Below are 23,181 nucleotides of genomic sequence, written 5' to 3'. Positions count from 1 at the left end.
GAACATATTTGTAACATCCTAATTTTAGCATTTAAGACTGAAGCATGCAAATATCGATATTAATAGTACATATACGAGGAAATACATAATAGAATATGATAGAATGAAATGTAATATTTATAAAGTGACTCAATATAGTGAGATTTTAATTAGAAGGCAACAGATTAATGAAAAATAAAAAAACAATTGGCGTTATCGGTCATTTTGGGTTTGGTAAGGAATTATTAAATGGACAGACAGTGAAAACGAAAACTGTTACTAAAGCTCTAGAAGAAAAAGTGGGATCGGATGAAATTATTAAAGTAGATACTCATGGTGGTATAATAAAAAAAATGACATTGCCATTCTGTATTATAAAGCTACTAAAGAACTGCAGAAATATAATAATTTTTCCGGCGCATAATGGCGTGCGCGTAATAGCACCTATGCTCGTTTTTTTTAATCAGATTTATAAACGCAAGCTTCATTATGCTGTAATTGGAGGCTGGCTCCCTCAAATGTGTATCAATCATAAATTATTAGTAAGATACCTAAGAAAAATAGATGCTATTTATGTTGAAACAACAACAATGGAAGATGCTTTAAAACAACAAAATTTCGAAAATATAGTTGTTATGCCCAATTTTAAAGATTTGAATATACTCGAAGAGGATGAACTTATATATAATTTATGCGAGCCATTTGCTTTATGTACTTTTTCAAGAGTAATGAAAGAAAAAGGAATAGAAGATGCTGTCAATGCTGTTAAGAAGATTAACAAAGATTATAATAGAATAGTATGCACCTTGGATATTTATGGACAAATAGATGACAAACAAGTTTTGTGGTTTCAGCAACTAATGGATGCTTGTCCAGATTACATTAAATACAAGGGGACAATACCGTTTGATAAATCTACTGAGATATTGAAAAATTATTATGTTTTATTATTCCCCACAAAATTTTATACAGAAGGCATACCGGGAACAATTATAGATGCATATGCAGCAGGATTGCCAGTTATTTCTTCTAGGTGGGAAAGTTTTGATGATGTTGTTGAAGACGGGGTTTCTGGAATAGGATATAATTTTGAAGAAGAAAATGGGATTAATGATGTATTGGAGTATGCGGTTGCTAATCCTAGTAGTATAAAAAAAATGAAGAAAGCTTGTATAGCGAAAGCTAAAAATTATACGCCTAGAGTATCTATTGAAAAAATAAAAATGCTATAAGAAAGAGATTTTATGATGAAAATAATGCAGGTTATTCCCGTGTTAGATATTGGTGGCGCGGAAACCATGTTATGCAATTTAAGTTGTGAATTGCAAAAAATGGGGCACAATGTGATGGTTGTAACATATTATGAGAGAGAATCTTCGCTTGAATATAAGTTAAAAAAGAATGGCGTAAAATTATATTCATTGGATAAAAAAGTTGGCTTTGATATAAAAACTATAAGAAAACTTAAGAATTTAATAAATGAGGAAAAGCCAGATATAATACATACGCATTTGCATGTTTTACCGTATGTTTGGTTGGCCAGTGGGAAAACTAAAATTATACATACGCTACATAGTATAGCTCAAAAGGAGCAAAGTGGTATAGGGAAAATAATATGTGGATGGCTGTATAGGAATTCGCATAAATGCATTCCTGTAGCCATATCTTTTGGCGTGTATGAGAGTTTGAAGATTGAACACAGGGTTAAACGTGATATACCGGTGGTAGAAAATGGAGTACCAGTCGAGAATATTATAAGTAAAGAATCATATGTATTGAATGATTACATTGAAATATATCATGTTGGAAGAATTGTACCTCTTAAAAATCATGAAATGATGGTTGAGGCTTGTGAAAAATTAGTGGAAGAGTATCCAACAATAAGATTTCATTTTTTCGGGGAAGGCCCGGATAGCAAAAAGATAAGTAAAATGATTGAAGATAGAAGATTGGAGGATAATGTACTGCTTGAAGGCACACATTCTACACTAGAAAGTGAATTGTGTAGAGGGGATATTTTTATTTTGCCGTCCGAATATGAAGGGATGCCAATGAGTCTAATTGAGGCTATGGCAGCAGGTTTACCTTGTGTGGCTACAAATGTTGGAGGAGTACCGGATTTGATTGATGATGGTAAAAATGGAATATTAATTCGACGAAACATAGATTCGCTAGTTGATGCTATAAAAATGCTAATAGAAAATTTGTCATTTCGAGAAACAATAGGAAAAGCAGCAAAGGAAAAATCGGTATTATTCTCTAGTAAGACGATGGCAGAAAAATATATAGAAGTTTATCTAAAATCATTAGGAAAGGAAAACTGATTTATTAGGCCAAGAACTATGAAATATAAAATTACGGTATTTACTCCTACATATAACAGATTGAATCTACTTAAAAGATTGTACCAATCACTATTAGCACAAACTGAAAAAGCCTTTGAATGGATAATAATAGATGATGAATCAACGGATGGTACAGACAATTGGATTGATACGGTTATTTCAAATTCTCCATTTCCTATTAAATATGAAAAACAAAAACATGGTGGAAAACATAGGGCAATCAACAAAGGAGTAGTAATTTCGGATTGTGAGTATTTTTTTATAGTCGATAGCGATGATTGGCTACCTGACAATGCAATTGAGATTGTTTTGTCGTGGATAGGAGAATTAGGTGATAGTAAAAAAATCGCTGCTGTGGCAGGAATATGTATTAATCCCAACAATCAAACTATTGGTGGGGTTGGAAAACTTGAAAATAACAAGTATGTTGAAGTGAATAATCTTAAGAGATATTGTAATCATTTAATGGGGGATAAAGCAGAAGTTTATAAAACAGATTTACTAAGAAAATTTCCGTTTCCAGAGTATGAAGACGAATATTTTGTTACGGAAAGATTAATTTGGGATAGAATTGCTGATGCAGGGTATACAATTAGATGGTACAATACACCAATATATATTGCTGAATACCAAGCTGGAGGATTGTCTAACTCAGGTGCAAATCAGACAGAGGGGCATTTAAATAATTATAATGGTTATCTAGAGTTTATAAAGCAGTCTATAAAGATAATGGATCCTCTGGAAGCAGTATCATATTTTCGAGAGTATAATAAAGTGGCATGTTTGAAGAAAAAAAGTCTACGAGTGAGGGCTAATGAAATAGGTCTGAATACCGCATATTATTGTTATTATTTATGTCTGAAGATGCCTATATATTATATTGGAAGAATTATATTAAAAATTAGGCTTAGATTGCAAGAAATGAATATGTTGCTGTAATTTATGGCGAAGCGAGATATCGTGTATGAAAGGATAGGATTGTTTAAAAATAATTCTTTAGTTATAAAACGATGACCATGAAGAAATTATCTATAATAATACCAAGTTATAACTCATATAATACAATAACGAGATTGATAGAAAGTATAAATGAAGGCGACAATGATTCATATGTTAAGGTGATTGTTGTTGATGATCATTCAAATGAGGACGAGCAGGAAAAGATAAAAAACTATTGTGATAAATATAACAATGTGATTTTTGCAGAAAATGATTTTGGGAAAAAAGGCGCAGGGGGGGCTAGGAACAAAGGGATAGAACTAGCTGATACAGAGTGGATTATGTTTGCAGATAGTGATGATTATTTCTTAGATGGATGGTTTACTAATGTAAATAAGTACTTAAACCGAGAAAAAATAGAGATGGTATGTTTCTGTGTAGATGGAAAAAGAGGTGAAATCTATTCAGATAAAGTGCATAAAGGAATAGACAATGGAGATAAATTAGATGTACGTGTGAGCTATGATCCACCATGGGGAAAGTTATATCGACTAAGCATGATAAAGAAAAATCATATAAGATTTGATGAAATAAAGTGCTCTAATGATGTTATGTTTTCAGTAAGAACGGGGCTGACCGCTCAAGAATTAGTATTGGATAACAGTGTAATATATTATGTTGACGAAGTGCCAGGTAGTATAACAAAAGATGTATCGCCAGAGTCATATTTAATTAGAGCGGAAGTAGTAGCTAGAAAGATTGTTTATATGAGAGAAGCATTGCAATATAAAGAATATAAAAGGATGCAGGATGGTCTTTTGTTTTACTGGTGGAGGGGTGCTTTGAAAAAATATGGATTTATCACAGCTACTAAAGTATATAGATTAAAGGCGATATATGAAATCCCATTTATGCCAAGTATAGGACATATAATAAAAAGAGGGTTAGCGCTTATTAAAAGAAACCAATAGAATATACTGAATATGCGGGACAGTTTTTCTAAATTGTATTTAGATAGAATGATGAGTGTATTGTAAAAAATGAAGATTAACAGAATAAAAAATACTAAGAGAAATGTTTTCTTTGGAATAATAAACCAGTTTGTAGTAATAGTATTGCCATTCATAGTACAAACAGTAACTATACGTACTCTTGGAATTGAATATGTAGGTATAAAAAGTTTATTTAGTTCTATTCTGTCAGTGCTAAGTTTGACAGAATTGGGAATAGGGAGCGCTATAGTTTATAACATGTATAAGCCTATAGCAGAAGATGATTTAACAACAATAGGAATTTTATTAAATTTTTATAAACGCGTATATAGGATAATTGGAATACTAGTAATTATTATAGGCGTATTATTAACTCCATTTTTAGGATATCTTATTAAGGGGGAGTATCCGGTAAATCTTAATTTGACATTAATATTTTGGTTGTATGTAGCAAATACAGTTGTTTCATATTGGATGTTTGCGTACAAATCTTCTTTATTAAGTGCCCATCAAAGAACGGATGTTATAAGTATAGTGGGAGTGGTTGTTCAAACATTCGTACTTATAATACAAATCATAGTATTAGTAGTGACAAATAATTTCTATTATTACTTGGTAAGTTCGATTATTGGAACGGTTTTAAATAATATAATAATTTCTGTATGCGTCGATAGAATGTATCCGGAAATAATATGTAAAGGACATCTATCAAACGAACTGAAAAAAAATATAAGATCTAATGTTGCAGGTTTATTGATAGGAAAAGTTTGTGGTATTACGAGAAATACATTTGATAATATATTTATGTCAATGTTTTTGGGATTGACACAAGCTGCAATGTATTCAAATTATTATTATATATTGTCAGGGTTAAATGGTTTTACATCAATTATTTTGACATCCTTAATGGCAGGAGTTGGGAATAGTATAGCAATAGAAAGTAAAGAAAAAAACTATTGTCAGATGATGAAACTACACACTATATATATTTGCATAAGTGGATGGATGGCAATTACAATGCTGTGCTTATATCAACCATTCATGTGTTTATGGGTAGGAACGGAGTATATATTTCCCCAATATATTATGATAACCTTCCCAATATATTTTTTTATTACAAAACTTGGGGATATACGTATGGTATATTCGGACGGAGCGGGACTGTTTTGGGAAAACCGTATTCGAATTATTTTAGAGGGAATATCAAATATTATTCTTAATTATATTTTGGTTATTAAGTGGGGGGCTTTTGGCATCATGCTTGCTACTATAATAACATTATTTATATTTGGCTTCCTTGGCGCTACATTAGTTATCTTTAATTGTTATTTTGAACATGGAATGAAAGAATATTTATTAAATTCTATTAGCTACCTTGTTATTATGATTACATTAGGAGCTGTTTTTTATAGTGTTTCATTGTGGGTTAATTTTCAATCAATGTTGGCGGAGTTAATATTCGAAGGGGTAATTTGTTGTACGGTTTTACCTGCAATATTATTCTTAGTATGCAAACAGAGAAAAGATTTCAGAGAAGCATTTGATTGGTTTAAGGTTATCTTACGGAAGGATTAGAACTATAGGAATATAATGAAGCAACATAATAGAACGATAGATGGACAAGTGTCTGGAAGAATAGAATATATAGACGTATATAGATTTATAGGGATATTATTAATGATAATGGGGCATATTGGATTTGGTGAAGTGTTTGATAAATGGATTCACGCGTTTCATATGCCAATGTTTTTTGTAATATCCGGTTTCTTCCATAAAAATAGGGGGGGGGAGATAATTTGTCGCAAGGCTAAATCATTGCTTATTCCGTATTTTATATTTGGAGTAATCAATATTTTGATTTCGTATATGCTTTATGGTTCTATAGAAAAAAGTGGATTGTATTCGTTACTTATAATGCCAACAGATGGAAATATTCCGATTGCAGGCGCTTTATGGTTTTTACCTGCACTATTTTGGGCAGATATTATATATGATTATATTGCAAGTATAAGTTCTAAGAATACTAGAACTATAGTTATTATTTGTTTAGCAGGGATTAGTTTTTACTTATACGGCAATTCTAATATTCGCTTGCCGTATAGTTTGGATGTTGCACTTGTGGGAATCGTCTTGTTTGAGGCAGGACATATTGTAAAAGAACACAGTGAAACGCTTTTGAATATAAGCTTTGTCGAAACGCTAATAATGATGATATTGTTTAGCTATACATCAATTATTTCGGTTGGTTATGTTAATATGAAGTCAGCAATATATCCAGATATTCCACTATTTTTTATAAATTCCATTGGTATGTCAATAGCATTTCTTAATTTTTCAAAATATATTTATAACAAATTTGTTTCTAAGCGTAGTATGTTAAAAAATTATATTTGTAGTGTGGGAGAGTATTCATTAGTATATGTATGTTTAAATCAGCTTGCGATACTAATTAGCAGGAGCGTAGTGGAAAATGGCAGAATGGCGTTAGTGGGAGAATATACTAAAAGGATGATTGTTTTGATAATATCATTGTTGCTTTTGAAAATACTCGAGTTATTATTTGTTCGAACTAAACTTAGTAAACTAATTGGTTATTAAAAAATAAGTGGAATTTGTTAAATTTTGAATAATTATTATTGTGCTTAATAGAATATATTGTGGCGTTTAATACAATATTATTAATCTACTACATATGGAGGAGACATGGAAAGAAAGACATATTGCGACTATCTCAGATTTATTGCTACGCTTGCAGTAGTTGTACTACATGTGTCAGCTTCGAATTGGTATGGTTCTGATGTTAACGGAATGCAATGGCAAATATTTAACTTTTACGATAGTGTGGTAAGATGGGGAGTCCCAATTTTTGTAATGATCAGTGGTTCTTTGTTTTTAAACAAAGAACTATCATTAGAAAAAATATATGGTACATATATTTTAAGGATGGTAATTGCCTATATTACTTGGAGTATATTATATGCATTGATGACAAAAGAAGTATTTGAAAAAGGGATAGTTTATGGTATTAAGGCTAATATAGGGGCAGTGGTCTCTGGACATTATCATATGTGGTTTATGATAATGATTATTGGACTTTATATGTGTATACCATTTTATAGAAAGCTAATCAAAGATGGATTTGTTTTGCGGTATTTTTTAGTTTTATCATTTATTTTTTCTATGATGATACCATGGAGTATGAAACTAATTAATGATTATGTTGTTGGAGATAATGAACTATTAACGAAATTAGTAAGTGTAGTTAATTCAGATATTGATACTTTGGGGATGCATATGGTATTGGGATATGCTTTTTATTTTGTATTAGGATACTATCTGGATAGCATTGAATTGGAGAAAAAGCATAGAATTATTATTTATATTATGGGTGTTATTGGATTTGCGTTTACTATTATAGTAGATGCAAATATAGCAATAAAAACACAGCAACCTTGCAGTAATTATTACGGCAATTTTAATGTTAACATTTTATCTGAAGCGATATGTATACATACATTATTCAAGTATCATCAATATAATAATTCGAAGTTGAATTATTTATTTTTTAATTTATCTAAATATATGTTTGGTATATTTTTGGTACATGCATTTTTTATAGAATTGTTTTCAAATGTATTTAATTTTAGTACGTCATCATTTAATGCTTTGTTTTCGGTACCTGTTGTTTCAATGGTAGTAATTATTTGTGCATTAACTGTGTCAGTTGTATTAAATCATATCCCTATAATCAAAAAATATTGTGTTTAGAACAAAATAAAAATCAGTTACAAATGTAAAATGGATTATTAAAAAAGAATAATCCTTTTTGTAAATATAAAGCTTTTATTTTATTAATATGACACTATTAGAGTTTGTGGATTCCTGAATAGAAAAACTTTATAATGAAACACAAAATTTACAATAAAAAATGAAAGTATATTATGGAGAAAATTATGGAAACTTTATATATTGTTATGCCGGCTTATAATGAAGAAGATAATATTAAAACTGTTGTTGAACAATGGTACCCATTATTAGATGGAAAATCAGAAGATTCACGACTTGTTATAGCAGATAGCGGTAGTAATGATAAAACACATGAAATTTTAATGAATTTGAGCAAGACAAATTATCCTAAAATAGAAATTCTATCTAATACAAATCAGTATCATGGTCCGAAAGTAATAGCATTGTATGACTATGCAATAAAAAATGGTGCAGATTATATTTTCCAGACAGATTCAGATGGACAAACAAATCCAGATGAGTTTGCAGCATTTTGGAATGAACGCAATAGATATGATGGAATATTTGGGAATAGAGTAATTCGAGAGGATGGAAATGACAGGGCATTTGTAGAACATACTGTATGTGCTTTGCTAAAAATATATTTTGGTGTTAGAGTTCCTGATGCTAATGCTCCTTTTAGATTGATGAAGGCTGAAACTGTTAAAAAGTATTTGTATAGAATGTCTGTAGATTACAATTTGCCAAATATTATGCTAACAACTTGGTTTTCTTATTACAATGAAAATATTTCTTTTAAAGAAATCTCTTTTAAGCCTAGACAGGCTGGGGTAAATTCTATAAATATCCCAAAAATCGTTAAGATTGGATTTACTGCCCTGGGCGACTTTAGAAGATTTAAAAAGAATATGGGGTAGAATAGAAACTACTTATTGATGTTATTATTCATCATTATACTTGGGAAGGATTTTGATAACAATGAAAAGAATTATTGAGCATTCGGAAGAAATAATGGCTTGTACAATTTCTTTCTTGATGGCATTATTATTTGGATTTAACAGTCCATTGCACCCTTGGGTGATTAGTGATTCCGGTGTAGATTCTAGTGTGTTCAAAACGATAGCGTTAATGATGGAACATGGATATATGCCATATAAGGATTCATTTGATCATAAAGGACCGCTATTATATCTCTTGAATTGGGGGGGGGATAGAATTTCTCACTATATAGGTATATGGATAATCGAAATCTTTTGTATTAGTATTGCGTTTTATATGCTGTATAAGATATCAAGACTAGTATGTGGCATAGCGTCATCTATTATTACTAGTCTTAGTGCGGTATCACTCCTATTTATATATTATGATGGAGGGAACTTAGTAGAAGAATACGCAATGCCTTGTATTGCTGTCGGAGTTTATTATTTTCTGGATTATTTATTAAATAACGTTATATCAAAAAGAAGACTTTTACTATCTGGTTTATGCTGTGGATTTGTATTGATGCTGAGACCTAATATGATATCAATTTGGTTAGTATACTGTACTGTTATATCATTAATTCTTATATTAAAAAAAGAAATAAAAGAATGGACACGATTTGTAATATGGTTTTCGCTAGGATTATTCATCAGTATAGCACCAATAGTTGTTTGGCTGTTGATAAAACATGATTTATATTACTGCATTCAGGATTACATTATTTTCAATATGCGCTATTCATCAGTTGATGGTGAAAGAGTATTATTTTCTTCTAAGTGGAAGGCTTTTGTAAAATTTTTTAATACTACAATATACATGGTTTCTTTTTTTTGTATGATATTTCATTTAAAGGAAAAGATAGTACTTAATATTTCATATATTATTTATTTGGTATTAACCATAATGCTTATGGTTATGAGCGGCATGGAATATAATCATTATGGGATGATTTTAATCCCCGCAGTAGTATATCCGCTAGGTTTAATGTTCAGAGATATTGAAAAAATTATAGATGAAAATATAAGAAAAGCTGTTATGTTGATAACATCCTTATATATATTGAGTATGGTGATTGTTCCTAGTTGGATAAATACTATTGAAGAGATTGCAGTGGTTTATGAGGATAAGAGCGAAAATCACATTTGGGATGTAACAAATAGTGTTGTTAATATGGTAACTGATTTAACAGATGAAGGTGATAAGATTTCTGTCTATGGTAATTGGGATATTGTTTATGTTTTAAGCGATAGAGTTCATGCAACCAGATATTCTTATCAGTTTCCGATAGGAAATGTTTCGCCAGAAATAAAAGCTGAATATATGCAAGATTTACAAAAAGAAATGCCGAAGGTAATAGTGATATCACCTTTGGGGAATTACTATGATGAAAATATACAGTCTTTTTTAAATAGAAATAAGTATACTTGTGTATACACTAGCGATAATGATGAATTTGAGTCTTGCGCCATGTTATTTTACAAACAATAAAACTTAAGTGGGTTTCGATTGTAAGTGAAAACTGTGTACTTACATCGTTGATGTTAATTGGAAATTATAGAATAGGATGAGCTTGAAATGGCTATTCTAAGAGTAATAATACAGCAAAACAAGATGGAATCGACTGAAGCAAGAAGGGAATGTGTTTAATATGCAGTTTAATAGTTATGAGTTCATACTATATTTTTTACCAATTACAGTATTGCTTTATTTCTTGGCGAATAAGATTAAGCCAGTTATAGGAAAACTTGTAATAGTTGTTTCTAGCATTGTTTTTTATTCTATGGGCAAAATAAGTATGCTTATTTATTTAGGAATAAGTATACTCATTAATTATACATCTGCTTTGGTAATAAAAAAGTTCAAAATAAAAAATAAGGCATTGCTTGCATTACCGATTATTGTAAATGTAGTATTGTTGTTTTATTTCAAGTATTATAATTTCACCATCGCAAATATAAATATTTTTTTTGGTAAAGAATTTGCGCTTAAGAATATAATTCTGCCATTAGGAATTTCTTTTTATACTTTTCAACAGATAGCATATGTCGTTGCAACAGAGAACGAAAATCTTGAAAACAATGATATTATAGACTATTTGGCATATATTTTGTATTTTCCTAAGCTTATAATGGGACCGATTATTGATCCTGTAGATTATATTTCTCAGTTAAACCAGAATGAAAGAAAAAAGGCGAATTTAACAAATATTACAACAGGTATCAAGATTTTTAGCTTGGGGCTTATAAAGAAGGTGCTTTTGGCAGATACTTTTGCTAAAGCGGTTTCATGGGCATATACAAATATTGATGCTATAACATCAATGGATTGCATTTTGCTTATAGTATTCTATACTTTTGAAATATATTTTGATTTCAGTGGATATAGTGATATGGCGGTAGGTGTGTCATCAATGCTCAACATAGATTTGCCCATGAACTTTGATTCTCCTTATAAAGCAATTTCAATTAGGGACTTTTGGAAAAGATGGCATATATCTCTAACAAAATTTTTAACTAAGTATATTTATATCCCTCTTGGAGGATCACGGAAGGGAATGCTTTTTACTTATGTAAATACTATCATAGTTTTCTTAGTTAGTGGATTATGGCACGGTGCGAATTGGACATTCATTTTATGGGGAGGGCTACACGGTCTGTTCAGTTGTTTTGATAGGATGTTTGAAAAAGCGGAAGAAAAAGTATTCATGCCAGTTAGGTGGGTATGTACGTTTGGAGTTGTAAGTGTGTTATGGCTTCTATTTAGTACTCAGACTGTAGAACAATGGAAATCAATTCTGTTTAAGATTCTGTTAATGCAGAATACAGCAGTAAGTGATGGGATGGTTGAGTCGTTTAACTTGGCTGAAAATCAATTTATTTATAATGTGTTAGGTTTGAATTTCTTGCCGACAAATGTTCGTGGTTTTAATATGCTGATATTTATTCTAGTTGCAAGTTTTGTATGCTTTGTCCCTGAAAATAATTATAAGAAAAGGAATAGCTTAAATGTAGGATCGTTGCTTCTTTCGGCTATTGCTTTCATTTGGGGAGTTCTATGTTTAGGAGCAGAGTCAACATTCGTATATTTTGGATTTTAAGAGGAAACTATGAAAGTGAAAATGTGGCTAATAGGTTGGTTTGTTATTGTCATAACGACATTAAGTATTATGGGTTTTTGGGTATACAGGATAGATCCTTTTTTTCATTATCATAAACCTAATGTAGATGAATATTATTATCCATTGAATAATGAACGAAGTCAAAATGATGGTATTAGTAAACATTTTGATTATAATGCATTAATAACAGGAACTTCAATGACTGAAAATTTTAGAGTTACAGAGGCAGATGAAATATTTGGGTGTAATTTTATAAAGGTAGCATATTCAGGGGGATCATATAAAGAAATAAATGATAACTTGAAGAATGCACTTGAATCAAACAAGGATTTGAAGCTGGTGATTCGATGTCTTGATATGGGAAAGTTTTTAGATGGTTATGATGATATGCGGCCTGACTTAGGGGAATACCCTAGTTACCTTTACGATAATAATCCATTTAATGATGTAGAATATCTTCTGAATAGAGATGTTATATTCAACAGAGTTTATCCAATGACATTGGACAATGATAAAGAAGGATTTGTTTCGGGGATTACGTCGTTTGATGATTATTCAAGATGGCAGTCAGAATGTAGTTTTGGAATAAATACGGTTAGTCCAAATGGAATTATAGAGACAAAAACTGAACAGATTCATCTTTCAGATGAAGAAAGAAAAACAATTAAAAAGAATATAACTATGAATGTAACGATGCTTGCAGATGATTATCCCGAGGTTGATTTTTATTATTTTTACTCTCCATATAGTGTGGCGCGATGGAACGAGTGGAATGAGGGGGGGACGCTATACAAAATGCTTGAGGCTGAGGAGTATATAACAGAACTCATAGTTACACATAAAAACATTCATTTGTTTTCGTTTAATAATAGAACAGATATAACAACAGATTTAAATAACTACAAGGATGGATCACATTATGCATGCTGGATAAATAGTTTAATGCTTAAATGGATGCATGATGGATTGTATCGGCTCACAGAGGATAATTATAAAAGTTATCTTAAGCAAGAAAAGGACTTTTACACGAGTTTTGATTACAAAAGCGTAAATGGGCAAGTAGACTATGAAGCAGATTTTTATGCAGCGGCATTACTAAATAAAGAATTAACAGGTGTTGAGCCACTAGATGTATTAAATGATGATAATTTGGACGTCTTTACAAATGGAGCTGACTGGATTAAAGATAATAATGGTAGAAATACGATTATTGATTGTAAGGGAACATTGGATAGAGATTATGCTACCGAGGATTTGGCAGATTATATTAGGGACAAAGAATATATAGGCGTTAAATTTAAAGTAAACATGAATGATGGCTATAATTATTTGAGTTTTTATGGAAGAAAGACTGTGGGACAAGGTATGCCAGTTGTTTATGTATATAATAAGGACGGAGATTTGGTTGGGAACTTCGCTGCAGATTATTCAACAATAGATAATGAAGTGCATCAGTATGTTATGGATTTGTCTACAGTAACTGGAGAAGTTACAATAGTTATGAATGGAGGCTATATTGACGATACTGGAGATTCGGATTCCGGTTTTCAGTTTAGTGAAATTTATATGTATTGATTTGAGAGATAAACTAGATATTCTAGTACAATATATTCTAGTTGATTTGATCGAAGTGTGGACATAATGTTGGAACGTTGCCGAATTTGTATTGCGTTAAGGAAGAAGTTAACTATTTTGCAGAGTAGCTATTTATATAGGGGTATTTAATAGAGCGAATTGTATTGTGTTGTGTCAAAAAAAATTATTAGCAGAACTGCATTAAGCATGAGCAATCAGATACACACAATACAAAGGTAATTGTCTACTATTATGTATAAAATGAAACCTTGCTGAAATTGTGTATACAAATTGAGTCAGGAAGAATCTGCTTATTTCAAGTACATTGTATGTAAGGGGCTTTGAATCTCTTAATACGTATGGCTAATATTGCAATACAGTCAAGCTAGTAGCTACATAAATATATGACCATTATAGTTTATAGAACCCTCAAAAAGTTGTATAATACCAATTGCCTACATTTACATGTAAGCAATTGGTTTTTTATTTAAGGAGATTACCATGTCAGAAAATGAAATTATATTAAGAAATATACCTTTCAGCCCACCAGATATATCTGATGCTGAAGTTGAAGAAGTTGCAAAGGCTCTTAAGAGCGGCTGGATCACAACTGGTCCACGTACAAAGCTTTTAGAGAGACGCCTTGCAGCATATATTGATACTGGAAAAAATGATGTAGATTGCGAGAGCGAAGCTGGCGTTGCAAAATATAGTAACAGAGTAGTTTGTCTTAATTCTGCTACCGCAGCTGAGGAGCTCAATCTTCGAATTTGGGGCGTTGGCCCAGGGGACGAGGTAATCGTTCCAGCCTACACTTACACTGCTTCAGCCAGTGCAGTTTGTCATTGTGGAGCTACACCTGTCTTTGTAGATGTTCAGCCAAATGGTAATAGCACATCTCACATGCCAGAATATGACTATGAAGCCCTTGAAGCAGCTATTACAGAGAAGACAAAAGCAATTGTTGTAGTTGACCTTGGTGGATTAGTTGGCGATTATGAGCGAGTATTTGAAATCGCAGAGCGTCAGAAGTCAAAGTTTGTTCCAAAGAGCACTACAGAGAATTCATTAGATGAGCTTTCATCAAAAATCCAGCAGGGCTTTGGTCGCGTTGCTATTGTTGCTGATTGTGCACACAGCCTTGGCGCAAGCGTTTCTTTTAAGGGACAGAAGATATACGCTGGAAATTTGGCTGATTTTTCTAGCTTTAGCTTCCATGCAGTTAAAAACTTTACTACTGCAGAGGGAGGAGCATCTAGCTGGAAGCTTCCAAAGTCAGTTTATGATACAGGCGTTACAGATGCAGAAATCTATCATATGTATCAGCTTCTTTCACTCCATGGCCAGAGCAAGGATGCACTTGCAAAGACTCAGATTGGTGCGTGGGAGTATGATATTGTCGGCCCATGGTACAAATGCAACATGACAGATATTATGGCTGCAATTGGCCTTCGACAGCTTGATAGATATCTTGGCTTGCTTGATAGACGTCTTGATATCATTCGTAAATACGATAATGCCTGCGATGAGCTCGGCCTTCTTCATTTGAATCATCACATGGATGAAATGGACAGCAGCAATCATTTATATCTCATGCGTGTGCCAAATGCCACTGAGCAGCAGCGCAATGAGTTCATCATAAAGCTTGCTGAGCGAGGAGTAGCGACAAATGTACACTACAAGCCACTACCAATGATGACTGCATACAAAAAAATGGGATATGACATTAATGATTTCCCAAATGCATATGATTACTACAGAAATGAAATTACACTTCCTCTTCATACTAACCTTTCCGACGAGGATGTTGATTACATCATTGCCAGCTTGAAGGCTGTATTTGCAAAGTAATTTGGAGGATTAATATATGGATAGAGGGCTTGTTTCAGTAATTATGCCTTCATGGAATACAGCAGGTTACATCATGGAATCTGTTGAGTCTGTTTTGAATCAGACATATCAAAACTGGGAGCTCATCATTGTGGATGATGCATCTACTGATGGAACAGTTGATCTTTTAAATCAGGTCGATGACCCTCGTGTTAAAGTATTTGTTAATGAGCAAAACTCAGGAGCGGCAGTCACCAGAAATCGCGCTATGCGTGAGGCGAAAGGAGATTGGATTGCATTTTTGGATTCCGATGATCTTTGGTCTCCAACAAAGCTTGAAAAGCAGCTTGAATTCATGGTAGAGCATGACTATGTTTTTTCTTATCATGATTTCGAAAAGATAGATGAAGCAAGCAAGCCTATTGGCATCAGAGTTTCTGGCCCAGATGTTGTTACAAAGCACAAAATGTACAACTATGGTTATCCAGGCTGTCTGACTTTCATGTATAAAGCATCTGCTTTTGGTGTAATACAGATAAAAGACATTAAAAAGAACAACGACTACGCTATCCTTTTGCAACTCTGCAAAAAGGCTAGCTGCTATCGCTTGCCTGAGAACTTGGCGCAGTATAGAATTCGTACAGTATCCATATCTCATGATAAGCTCAGCAAAAAGCTTAGAAGTCATTATGACTTATTCCACATGTGTGATGAAAAGCCTGCGCTTATCGCTTTTTGGTTTGCATGCTGGAACATGTTTTATGGTGTTTTGAAAAAAATAAGATACGAGAATCAGATATAGGAAAAGAGATATATGAAAAAGTGGGAAGATTTGCCTGAATATATGCAAATTGAAGAGGTCAGGCCTTATTACGATTTGCTTAATAAAAAAGGCTTATCCTTGTTCTTCAAAAGATTGTTTGACATAGTGGTGGCATTGATTTTGCTGATTTTGTTGGCTATTCCAATGCTTGTAATTTCAATCATGATTGCTTTAGATTCGCCAGGCGGCGTGTTCTATCGCCAGGAGAGAGTCACCACATACGGCAAGCATTTCAGGATATTCAAATTCAGAACGATGGTTTCAAATGCAGATAAAGTGGGAGCACATGTTACTACAAGCAACGATTCCAGAGTTACTAAAATCGGAGCAAAGCTCCGTGGAGCAAGATTGGACGAGATACCACAGCTTTTGAATGTTTTAACTGGGGACATGACATTCGTAGGCACCAGACCGGAAGCAGTCCGATATGTAGAAAAATACACAGGCGCCATGTGGGCCACTCTTTTATTACCTGCAGGCATCACTAGCGAAGCTAGCATTTTGTATAAAGACGAAGCAGACTTGCTTGATAATGCAGAGGATGCTGATACAGTCTACGTGGAGCAGGTGCTTCCAGCAAAGATGGAATACAATCTCAGAAGTCTAAAACAGTTCAGCTTCTGGGGCGATATAAAGACAATGTTTAGAACTGTGGGGGCGGTTTTGTAAATTTAGATTAGTGTATTACTGGGAAAACTCGGGGGGGCCTATGCGAAGAAGAGACAGAGAAATTACAGACGTAAATCATATTGAATCCATATTAAACGAAAGCAAATACCTTCATCTCGGATTAGCAGATGAGGGTATTCCTTATGTTGTTCCAATGAACTACGGTGTAACTAAAGATGAAGCTGATGGGCATTATGTGATTTATCTTCATGGAGCCCACGAAGGAAAGAAGTTGGATATCATCCGCAAGAATCCTAATTGCTGCTTTTCACTAGAAAGAAATGTTGAGCCATTCGAAGGTAGATTAGCGTGTCAATATGGCATGGTCTATGAATCAATTATGGGATTTGGACAGATTACCATAGTGGATGAACCAGTCGAAAAAATGGCAGCATTAACAGCTTTAATGAAAACTCAAACTGGAAAAGATGACTTCCAGTTTGATGAGAGAATGGTATCTATTGTTACAGTCTTTAGAATCGATGTCGAAGAACTAACTGCAAAACAGAGATTGATGCCGGGGGAGAAATAGGAGGAGTGAAAAATGTGTACTGCTGCAACATACTATAGCAAAGATCATTACTTTGGTAGAAACCTGGATTTGGAGTTTTCTTATCACGAGACAGTAACCATTATGCCTAGGAACTACAGGTTTCCTATCAGGCATCAGAATGATTTGGATAGCCATTACGCTCTAATAGGCATGGCTTTTGTGGTGGATGACTATCCTCTCTTCTATGATGCCATCAATGAAAAAGGTGTTGGTATGGCTGGGCTGAACTTCCCTAGCAATGCAGACTATAAGGAAGAAAATTCGGATAAAGATAACATCACACCTTTTGAGTTTATTCCATGGATTTTAGGACAGTGTGCTTCTGTGCAGGAAGCTAGATTATTGCTGGCTAAAATTAATCTCATAAATGAAAACTTCAGTGAGGAACTTCCACTATCGCCTCTTCATTGGATGATTTCTGATAAATCAGAATCTATAGTTGTCGAACAGACCCAAGATGGACTACGTGTTTACGATAATCCTGTTGGCGTTATGACTAACAATCCAACTTTTGATATCCAACTATTTGAATTAAATAAATACATGTCGCTTTCTACTGAGTCAGCTCATAATGCTTTTGCGAAAGACTTATCCTTGCAACAGTATAGCCGTGGCATGGGAGCCATCGGCCTGCCAGGAGATTTATCATCTACATCCCGTTTTGTGAAAGCAGCTTTCACCCGAATGAATTCTGTATCAGGTGAATCAGAGCTGGAAAGTGTAAGCCAATTCTTCCACATCCTTGGTTCGGTGGACCAGCAGAGGGGATGCGTGCATCTAGGTGAAGATGCATATGAAATCACCATCTACACTTCTTGCTGTAATTTGGATAAGGGAATCTACTATTACAATACCTATGAAAACCACCAAATTACTGCAGTGGATATGCATAAGGCAGATTTAGATGGGGACAAACTGACTACTTATCCATTGAGACATGGTGAGAATATTTTGTGGGAGAATTAACGAATTTATAAGCGAACGTAAAACGAACGTATTAAAATACGTTCGTTTTTTTAAATAAATGAAAAGCTGTTGATTAACACGAATTGGGATTGACAGCTTATTATTTCACTGATAGAATACGTATAATAGTATTAATTAGAAGATGGGTAAAATGCAAAAGAATATTGTATATGCAAATAGACACATGATAGAATTGGGATAGGAAGAACTGTTATAAAGGTTTAGAATATCAGTCTAGAGGAGGTTAGCTTATGGCATATGCAGAACTATTAGAAGAAGTAAAAGGGTTAAATGAAAGCGATATGGCCGAAGTAGTTGATTTTGTTAGATTTCTCAAAACTAAGTATAATTCAAAAACAAAATATAGAGAGTCAAATATGCTGAAAGGGAAGCTAAACTATATGGCAGAGGATTTTGACGATTCAATTGATGAATTTAAGGAGTATATGTGATGTGTTTGATTGACACCCATGCATTGATATGGTTTATGTTTGATGATTCAAACTTATCAGAAGAAGCGCTTAAATTAATAAAGTCTGAGAAAGATGTTTATGTTAGCATTGCTTCTCTATGGGAGATAGCGATAAAGCAATCTTTGGGAAAACTAGATATTGATGTCTCAATAGAGCAATTGGCATCTAAGTGCAAAGAGGTAGATATTACAATACTTCCTATACGAGCAGAGCATTTAGATTATATAAAAAAATTGCCAGATATACATAGAGATCCTTTTGATAGGTTGATAGTTTCACAGGCGATTACAGAAAATATGGTTCTAGTAACGCGAGACACTATTATACCTAAATATGATGTCAATGTAGTTTGGTAAAGGAGTTGTTGTATGACAGCAAGCGAGAGAATTCTTCAATTGTTGGATGAAAGAAAAATAAGTCAGAAAGAATTTTCCGATAAAACAGGTATTCCGCAGAGCACAATAAGCGATTGGCGAAAAAAGAAAACTAATCCAGCTTCAGATAAAATAATGATAATCTGCAAAGTGCTTAATGTAACACCAGAATGGTTATTATCAGGGATAGAAGAGGATGGTTCCAGAGGTAATAGAACGGACTATTATGTAATAGATAAAGAGTCTGATTTAGGCGAATTAATGGCAGCATATAGTGATATGGACACAAGTATGCGAAACAGATTAATGGGATATGCAAAAGCGCTCCTAGGATTGTAGGAGCGTATTATTATTGCTTCAATTTATCATTATGTTCAAAATGAGAATGTAATTGAAAGAAAGACTTTTAGATCAAATGATATAACAAGATTATTATGGACGGGGTGTTAAAAAGGTTGTTGACATTGTGAGTCGTAGATTCAAGACTAATGCTGAGGTGGCTAAGTATATAGATTCAGAATGGTAATTATTACATCAACTTTACACTAGATAACTATATTAATTACATAATCTTTAATGTAAGAGGAGGCAGTGTATGAGTGAAATGAACACAAAGGCAATGTACAAATTATCTTATGGGCTGTTTGTGTGTACGGCAGTACAAGGCGACAAGATCAATGGCTGTATTGTCAACACAGCTATTCAAGTTGCATCAGAGCCAAACCGTATTTCAGTAGCTATCAACAAGGCAAACTATACTCACGATATGGTGAAAGCCGCTGGACAGTGCAATATCTCTGTCATTAGCCAGGATGCTACCTTTGATTTGTTCAAGCATTTCGGCTTCCAATCCGGTAGAGATGTAGATAAGTTTGCTGCTTATCCAACCGCGCATTACCAGACCTCAGAAAATGGCATTCCATATATTACAGTAGGAACCAACGCGTACTTTTCACTGAAGGTAGAAAAGACTGTAGACCTGGGTTCTCATACTCTATTTATCTGCGAGCCAGTAGCCATGGAAGTTCTTTCGAATGCAGCGTCTGCAACATATGAATATTATCAAAGCAACATTAAACCAAAGCCAGAGGCAGTTGGAACCACTCCAAAGGGAGAGACAATCTGGCGTTGCCGCATTTGTGGATATGAGTGGGTTGGAGAGGAACTTCCAGATGATTTCATCTGCCCTATCTGCAAACACCCTAAGGCAGACTTTGAGAAAATAGAACAAAGGTAAAAAGGAATCAACATGAAAAAATCTATCATAGAAAAAGCACATGATTTCATCCTAAAAATGCCAAGCTTCCTAGAAAAGATAGTGGCAGTCATATTGTTGGTTGGAGTTGCGTATAGCTGCATCCAATTGGGAATACATGTGGTATCGCTGACTGAGCTGGCATTTGATGAATATATCGAAGATATTTTAGTCACAGCATTTAATGCAGTGATTGTTATCGAATTTATCAGAATGCTTATAAAGCATTCCATGAACACTATCGTTGAAGTCTTGATATTTGCCATCGCCAGGGGACTGGTAGTTGGGCATGAAGCTCCATTGGAAACTTTGATTCGTATAGTTTGTATTGCGATTCTTTTGGCTTGCCGTAAGTATCTGTTCTATGATAAGGATTTTGAGGAAGAGATGTAGGAAAAATTGAAATTTATATTTGGATATTAAAAAGGAGAACCGGACGCATCCAGTTCCCCTAAGTACGCTCCGTAGAAACGTACCGCTATTCACGTTTAATGATATCAAATTCTTTAACATATGAAAACATTAACCTAGAAGATTATAGGTGAATAATATGACAGTAGTATATAGCGGAATGTAAATGCCGATGAATTTGTTTGTTGCTAGCGTTTAATTGACAATAATGATTTTCTACACAAAGTGAAATAATATAATTTATTCCTAAAGATATAAGAACTACTGATAATAGTTGGGTCTTTGTTTTCTTATAGGACTTTTGTAACATCTTGACAATACGTATTGAATGCGTATAATAATAGATGAAAATACATTTTCGAGGTAACTGAAATGAAAAGACAAATTTTAATTAAAAACCTTGAAAATGCTGGCTATTATCTATTGAGAAATGGCGGAAGTCATGATATTTATACCAACGGTACAACACAGGTCGTGATACCGCGGCACAGAGAACTTAACGAGATAACAGCTAAGCAGATTATCAAGAAGGCGGGGATTTAATCCCTACCTTGCTTGATCTTTCTGTAGGGGAAGAGTGGAAAGGTGCTATTATGAAGGTTGCATATCCGGTATTAATTAAACAATCTGGCGATGAATTTTTGGTTTATATTCCTGATTTAGATGGCTACACTGAGGGGGCAGATTTAGCAGATGCTATAGAAATGGCTAGAGATTATATTGGCTTAGCTTGCATGGGGCAGGAAAATGATTTACCTGAAGCTTCTACATATAAAGAGGCTGTAAAAAAGGCCAAAAAAAATAATGATATTTTTGACTATTCCGATGGTTTGCAAACAATGGTAGATGTCGATTTGGCTGAATACCGTAGACAATATGACAATCGCGCAGTTAGAAAGAATTGCACTGTTCCATATTGGATGACAGTAAAGGCTGATGAAGCGGGGCTAAATTACTCCAGAGTTCTTCAGGACGCTATTGCAAACATATTGAATTTAAACTATAATTTAGGAAATTAAAATTTGTCTTTTTAAAGGGGCTAGCTGTTATTTATGCAGCTGGCCCTTTTGTATAGAAGGAAATACTATAATGTACTAATTAATTCCCCACTTTACCCTCCCTTTACATTTTACCTCCATAATACAAGTGAAAACATTTGGAAAATTTCTTGTATTAAGGAGGCATGAAATGGACATTTTTATGATTCTGAGTAAGCGCCTAATAATCCAGCGGATTTAATAGGCTTCCTTTCTTTTTTATAATCATTGATAGGATTGAATGTATTGATTGCATTTCACTCCAATTATCTTAAGGAGGACCTATCAATGAGAAGATCTAAAACACCTGCTAGTGAACAATACCGTTTAGTCATGGAGGCCAGGCAAAGTGGTCTTAGTGATGCCGAATGGTGTCGCCAGCATGGAATTGGACCATCAACCTTTTATAACTGGACAGTTCGTCTTAGAAAACAAGGCTGTGAACTTCCTCAGCCATGGCGTGATGAAAAACTACCGTCACTAAAACAAGATGTCGTTTTACTTGATGTAATTCCTGATGAACCAGAGGTTCATCCTGTTTGTATAGAAGCTCCTTCAAATTCACAACCATTAATTCTTGAAATGAATGGAGCTAAACTAACAATTCCAAATGGAATTGATACCTTGTTATTATCGCAAGTCATTTCTGCTATGAAAGGCAGCTTATGCTAGGCGATATTTCCGGTGTAAACGAAATTTATATAGTATGCGGATACACCGATATGAGAAAGTCTATCGATGGCCTTTGTGCCATTGTAATAGAGCAACTGCATATGGATCCTAAAAGAAGTGCTTTGTATTTATTCTGTGGCAGAAGGTGCGACAGGCTAAAAGCTTTACTATGGGAATCTGATGGGTTTGTACTTTTGTACAAACGTCTTGCAGTTGAAGGCAGGTATCGTTGGCCCAGAGATAAATCTGAAGTACGACCACTTACCTGGCAACAGTTCGATTGGCTTATGTCTGGTCTCGAAATTGAGCAACCAAAAGCCATTGGAACATACAAAAATGTTGATAACTTACTAACAAAATATAGCGGTTGTGAACAGCTATCAAAACCCTCGCAAAGCCTTGAAAATACTGCATTTCTTGCTGTTAATGAGGCCTGAATTTT

At 33.8% G+C, this 23,181-nt stretch carries 25 protein-coding genes; all 25 read left to right on the top strand.

Annotation, left to right across the window (positions count from 1 at the left end):
* Nucleotides 1–167: 167 nt before the first annotated feature.
* The 25 genes from CRN97_RS06885 (at nt 168) to tnpB (ending at nt 23,176) form a co-directional block, all read left to right on the top strand.
* A complete protein-coding gene (locus tag CRN97_RS06885; RefSeq protein ID WP_097076339.1) occupies nt 168–1,211 on the top strand; it encodes a glycosyltransferase family 4 protein in 1,044 nt (347 codons plus the stop codon).
* Nucleotides 1,212–1,223: 12 nt separating this feature from the next.
* Nucleotides 1,224–2,303 (top strand): glycosyltransferase, encoded by a 1,080-nt coding sequence (locus tag CRN97_RS06880; protein ID WP_097076338.1) that lies wholly within the window; start codon nt 1,224–1,226, stop codon nt 2,301–2,303.
* An 18-nt stretch (nt 2,304–2,321) separates the two neighbouring features.
* On the top strand, nt 2,322–3,263 hold the full coding sequence (locus tag CRN97_RS06875) for a glycosyltransferase family A protein (protein WP_097076337.1): 942 nt from the start codon (nt 2,322–2,324) through the stop codon (nt 3,261–3,263).
* 77 nt (nt 3,264–3,340) lie between these two features.
* Nucleotides 3,341–4,234, top strand: coding sequence for a glycosyltransferase family 2 protein (locus CRN97_RS06870; RefSeq protein WP_179670698.1), 894 nt, complete (start codon nt 3,341–3,343; stop codon nt 4,232–4,234).
* 69 nt (nt 4,235–4,303) lie between these two features.
* The gene (locus CRN97_RS06865) at nt 4,304–5,830 is read left to right on the top strand and encodes a lipopolysaccharide biosynthesis protein (protein WP_097076335.1); all 1,527 of its coding nucleotides are present in this window, start codon (nt 4,304–4,306) and stop codon (nt 5,828–5,830) included.
* Nucleotides 5,831–5,845: 15 nt separating this feature from the next.
* Nucleotides 5,846–6,853 carry an acyltransferase family protein gene (locus tag CRN97_RS06860; protein WP_097076334.1) on the top strand — a complete coding sequence of 336 codons (1,008 nt, stop codon included), beginning with the start codon at nt 5,846–5,848 and terminating at the stop codon, nt 6,851–6,853.
* A gap of 105 nt (nt 6,854–6,958) precedes the next feature.
* Complete coding sequence (locus CRN97_RS06855) at nt 6,959–8,023, top strand: acyltransferase (RefSeq protein WP_097076333.1); 1,065 nt, start codon at nt 6,959–6,961, stop codon at nt 8,021–8,023.
* 173 nt (nt 8,024–8,196) lie between these two features.
* Nucleotides 8,197–8,919, top strand: a complete 723-nt coding sequence (locus tag CRN97_RS06850) for a glycosyltransferase family 2 protein (RefSeq protein ID WP_242962030.1) — start codon at nt 8,197–8,199, stop codon at nt 8,917–8,919.
* Between the two features lie 61 nt (nt 8,920–8,980).
* Nucleotides 8,981–10,471 carry a hypothetical protein gene (locus CRN97_RS06845; protein ID WP_097076331.1) on the top strand — a complete coding sequence of 497 codons (1,491 nt, stop codon included), beginning with the start codon at nt 8,981–8,983 and terminating at the stop codon, nt 10,469–10,471.
* A gap of 160 nt (nt 10,472–10,631) precedes the next feature.
* A complete protein-coding gene (locus CRN97_RS06840) occupies nt 10,632–12,080 on the top strand; it encodes an MBOAT family O-acyltransferase (protein WP_097076330.1) in 1,449 nt (482 codons plus the stop codon).
* A gap of 9 nt (nt 12,081–12,089) precedes the next feature.
* Nucleotides 12,090–13,676 (top strand): hypothetical protein, encoded by a 1,587-nt coding sequence (locus tag CRN97_RS06835; RefSeq protein ID WP_097076329.1) that lies wholly within the window; start codon nt 12,090–12,092, stop codon nt 13,674–13,676.
* A 501-nt stretch (nt 13,677–14,177) separates the two neighbouring features.
* On the top strand, nt 14,178–15,527 hold the full coding sequence (locus tag CRN97_RS06830) for a DegT/DnrJ/EryC1/StrS family aminotransferase (RefSeq protein ID WP_097076328.1): 1,350 nt from the start codon (nt 14,178–14,180) through the stop codon (nt 15,525–15,527).
* Between the two features lie 16 nt (nt 15,528–15,543).
* Nucleotides 15,544–16,308, top strand: coding sequence for a glycosyltransferase family 2 protein (locus tag CRN97_RS06825; protein WP_097076327.1), 765 nt, complete (start codon nt 15,544–15,546; stop codon nt 16,306–16,308).
* A gap of 12 nt (nt 16,309–16,320) precedes the next feature.
* Complete coding sequence (locus tag CRN97_RS06820; RefSeq protein WP_097076326.1) at nt 16,321–16,998, top strand: sugar transferase; 678 nt, start codon at nt 16,321–16,323, stop codon at nt 16,996–16,998.
* 40 nt (nt 16,999–17,038) lie between these two features.
* A complete protein-coding gene (locus tag CRN97_RS06815) occupies nt 17,039–17,530 on the top strand; it encodes a pyridoxamine 5'-phosphate oxidase family protein (protein WP_097076325.1) in 492 nt (163 codons plus the stop codon).
* Between the two features lie 12 nt (nt 17,531–17,542).
* On the top strand, nt 17,543–18,517 hold the full coding sequence (bsh, locus tag CRN97_RS06810; protein ID WP_097076324.1) for a choloylglycine hydrolase: 975 nt from the start codon (nt 17,543–17,545) through the stop codon (nt 18,515–18,517).
* A 251-nt stretch (nt 18,518–18,768) separates the two neighbouring features.
* A complete protein-coding gene (locus tag CRN97_RS06805; protein WP_097076323.1) occupies nt 18,769–18,969 on the top strand; it encodes a DUF2281 domain-containing protein in 201 nt (66 codons plus the stop codon).
* Nucleotides 18,969–19,346: a type II toxin-antitoxin system VapC family toxin gene (locus CRN97_RS06800; RefSeq protein WP_097076322.1), complete on the top strand. Its 378-nt coding sequence runs from the start codon at nt 18,969–18,971 to the stop codon at nt 19,344–19,346. The genes CRN97_RS06805 and CRN97_RS06800 overlap by 1 nt, the downstream gene beginning before the upstream one ends.
* Before the next feature lie 12 nt (nt 19,347–19,358).
* The gene (locus CRN97_RS06795) at nt 19,359–19,703 is read left to right on the top strand and encodes a helix-turn-helix domain-containing protein (protein ID WP_097076321.1); all 345 of its coding nucleotides are present in this window, start codon (nt 19,359–19,361) and stop codon (nt 19,701–19,703) included.
* A 265-nt stretch (nt 19,704–19,968) separates the two neighbouring features.
* Complete coding sequence (locus CRN97_RS06790) at nt 19,969–20,601, top strand: flavin reductase (RefSeq protein ID WP_097076446.1); 633 nt, start codon at nt 19,969–19,971, stop codon at nt 20,599–20,601.
* 12 nt (nt 20,602–20,613) lie between these two features.
* Entirely contained in the window at nt 20,614–21,012 is a 399-nt protein-coding gene (locus CRN97_RS06785; RefSeq protein ID WP_097076320.1) for a hypothetical protein, read from the top strand.
* 390 nt (nt 21,013–21,402) lie between these two features.
* Complete coding sequence (locus CRN97_RS06780) at nt 21,403–21,573, top strand: type II toxin-antitoxin system HicA family toxin (protein WP_033151953.1); 171 nt, start codon at nt 21,403–21,405, stop codon at nt 21,571–21,573.
* Between the two features lie 50 nt (nt 21,574–21,623).
* Complete coding sequence (locus CRN97_RS06775) at nt 21,624–22,049, top strand: type II toxin-antitoxin system HicB family antitoxin (protein WP_033151952.1); 426 nt, start codon at nt 21,624–21,626, stop codon at nt 22,047–22,049.
* 306 nt (nt 22,050–22,355) lie between these two features.
* Nucleotides 22,356–22,739, top strand: coding sequence for an IS66 family insertion sequence element accessory protein TnpA (tnpA, locus tag CRN97_RS06770; RefSeq protein ID WP_097076319.1), 384 nt, complete (start codon nt 22,356–22,358; stop codon nt 22,737–22,739).
* Nucleotides 22,733–23,176: an IS66 family insertion sequence element accessory protein TnpB gene (gene tnpB / locus CRN97_RS06765; RefSeq protein ID WP_097076318.1), complete on the top strand. Its 444-nt coding sequence runs from the start codon at nt 22,733–22,735 to the stop codon at nt 23,174–23,176. Before tnpA ends, tnpB begins: the two co-directional genes overlap by 7 nt.
* Nucleotides 23,177–23,181: the final 5 nt, after the last annotated feature.

It is taken from the genome of Pseudobutyrivibrio ruminis DSM 9787 (genome assembly GCF_900218035.1).
GTDB lineage: Bacteria > Bacillota > Clostridia > Lachnospirales > Lachnospiraceae > Pseudobutyrivibrio > Pseudobutyrivibrio ruminis.
This window is presented reverse-complemented; position numbering and strand designations above follow the sequence as displayed.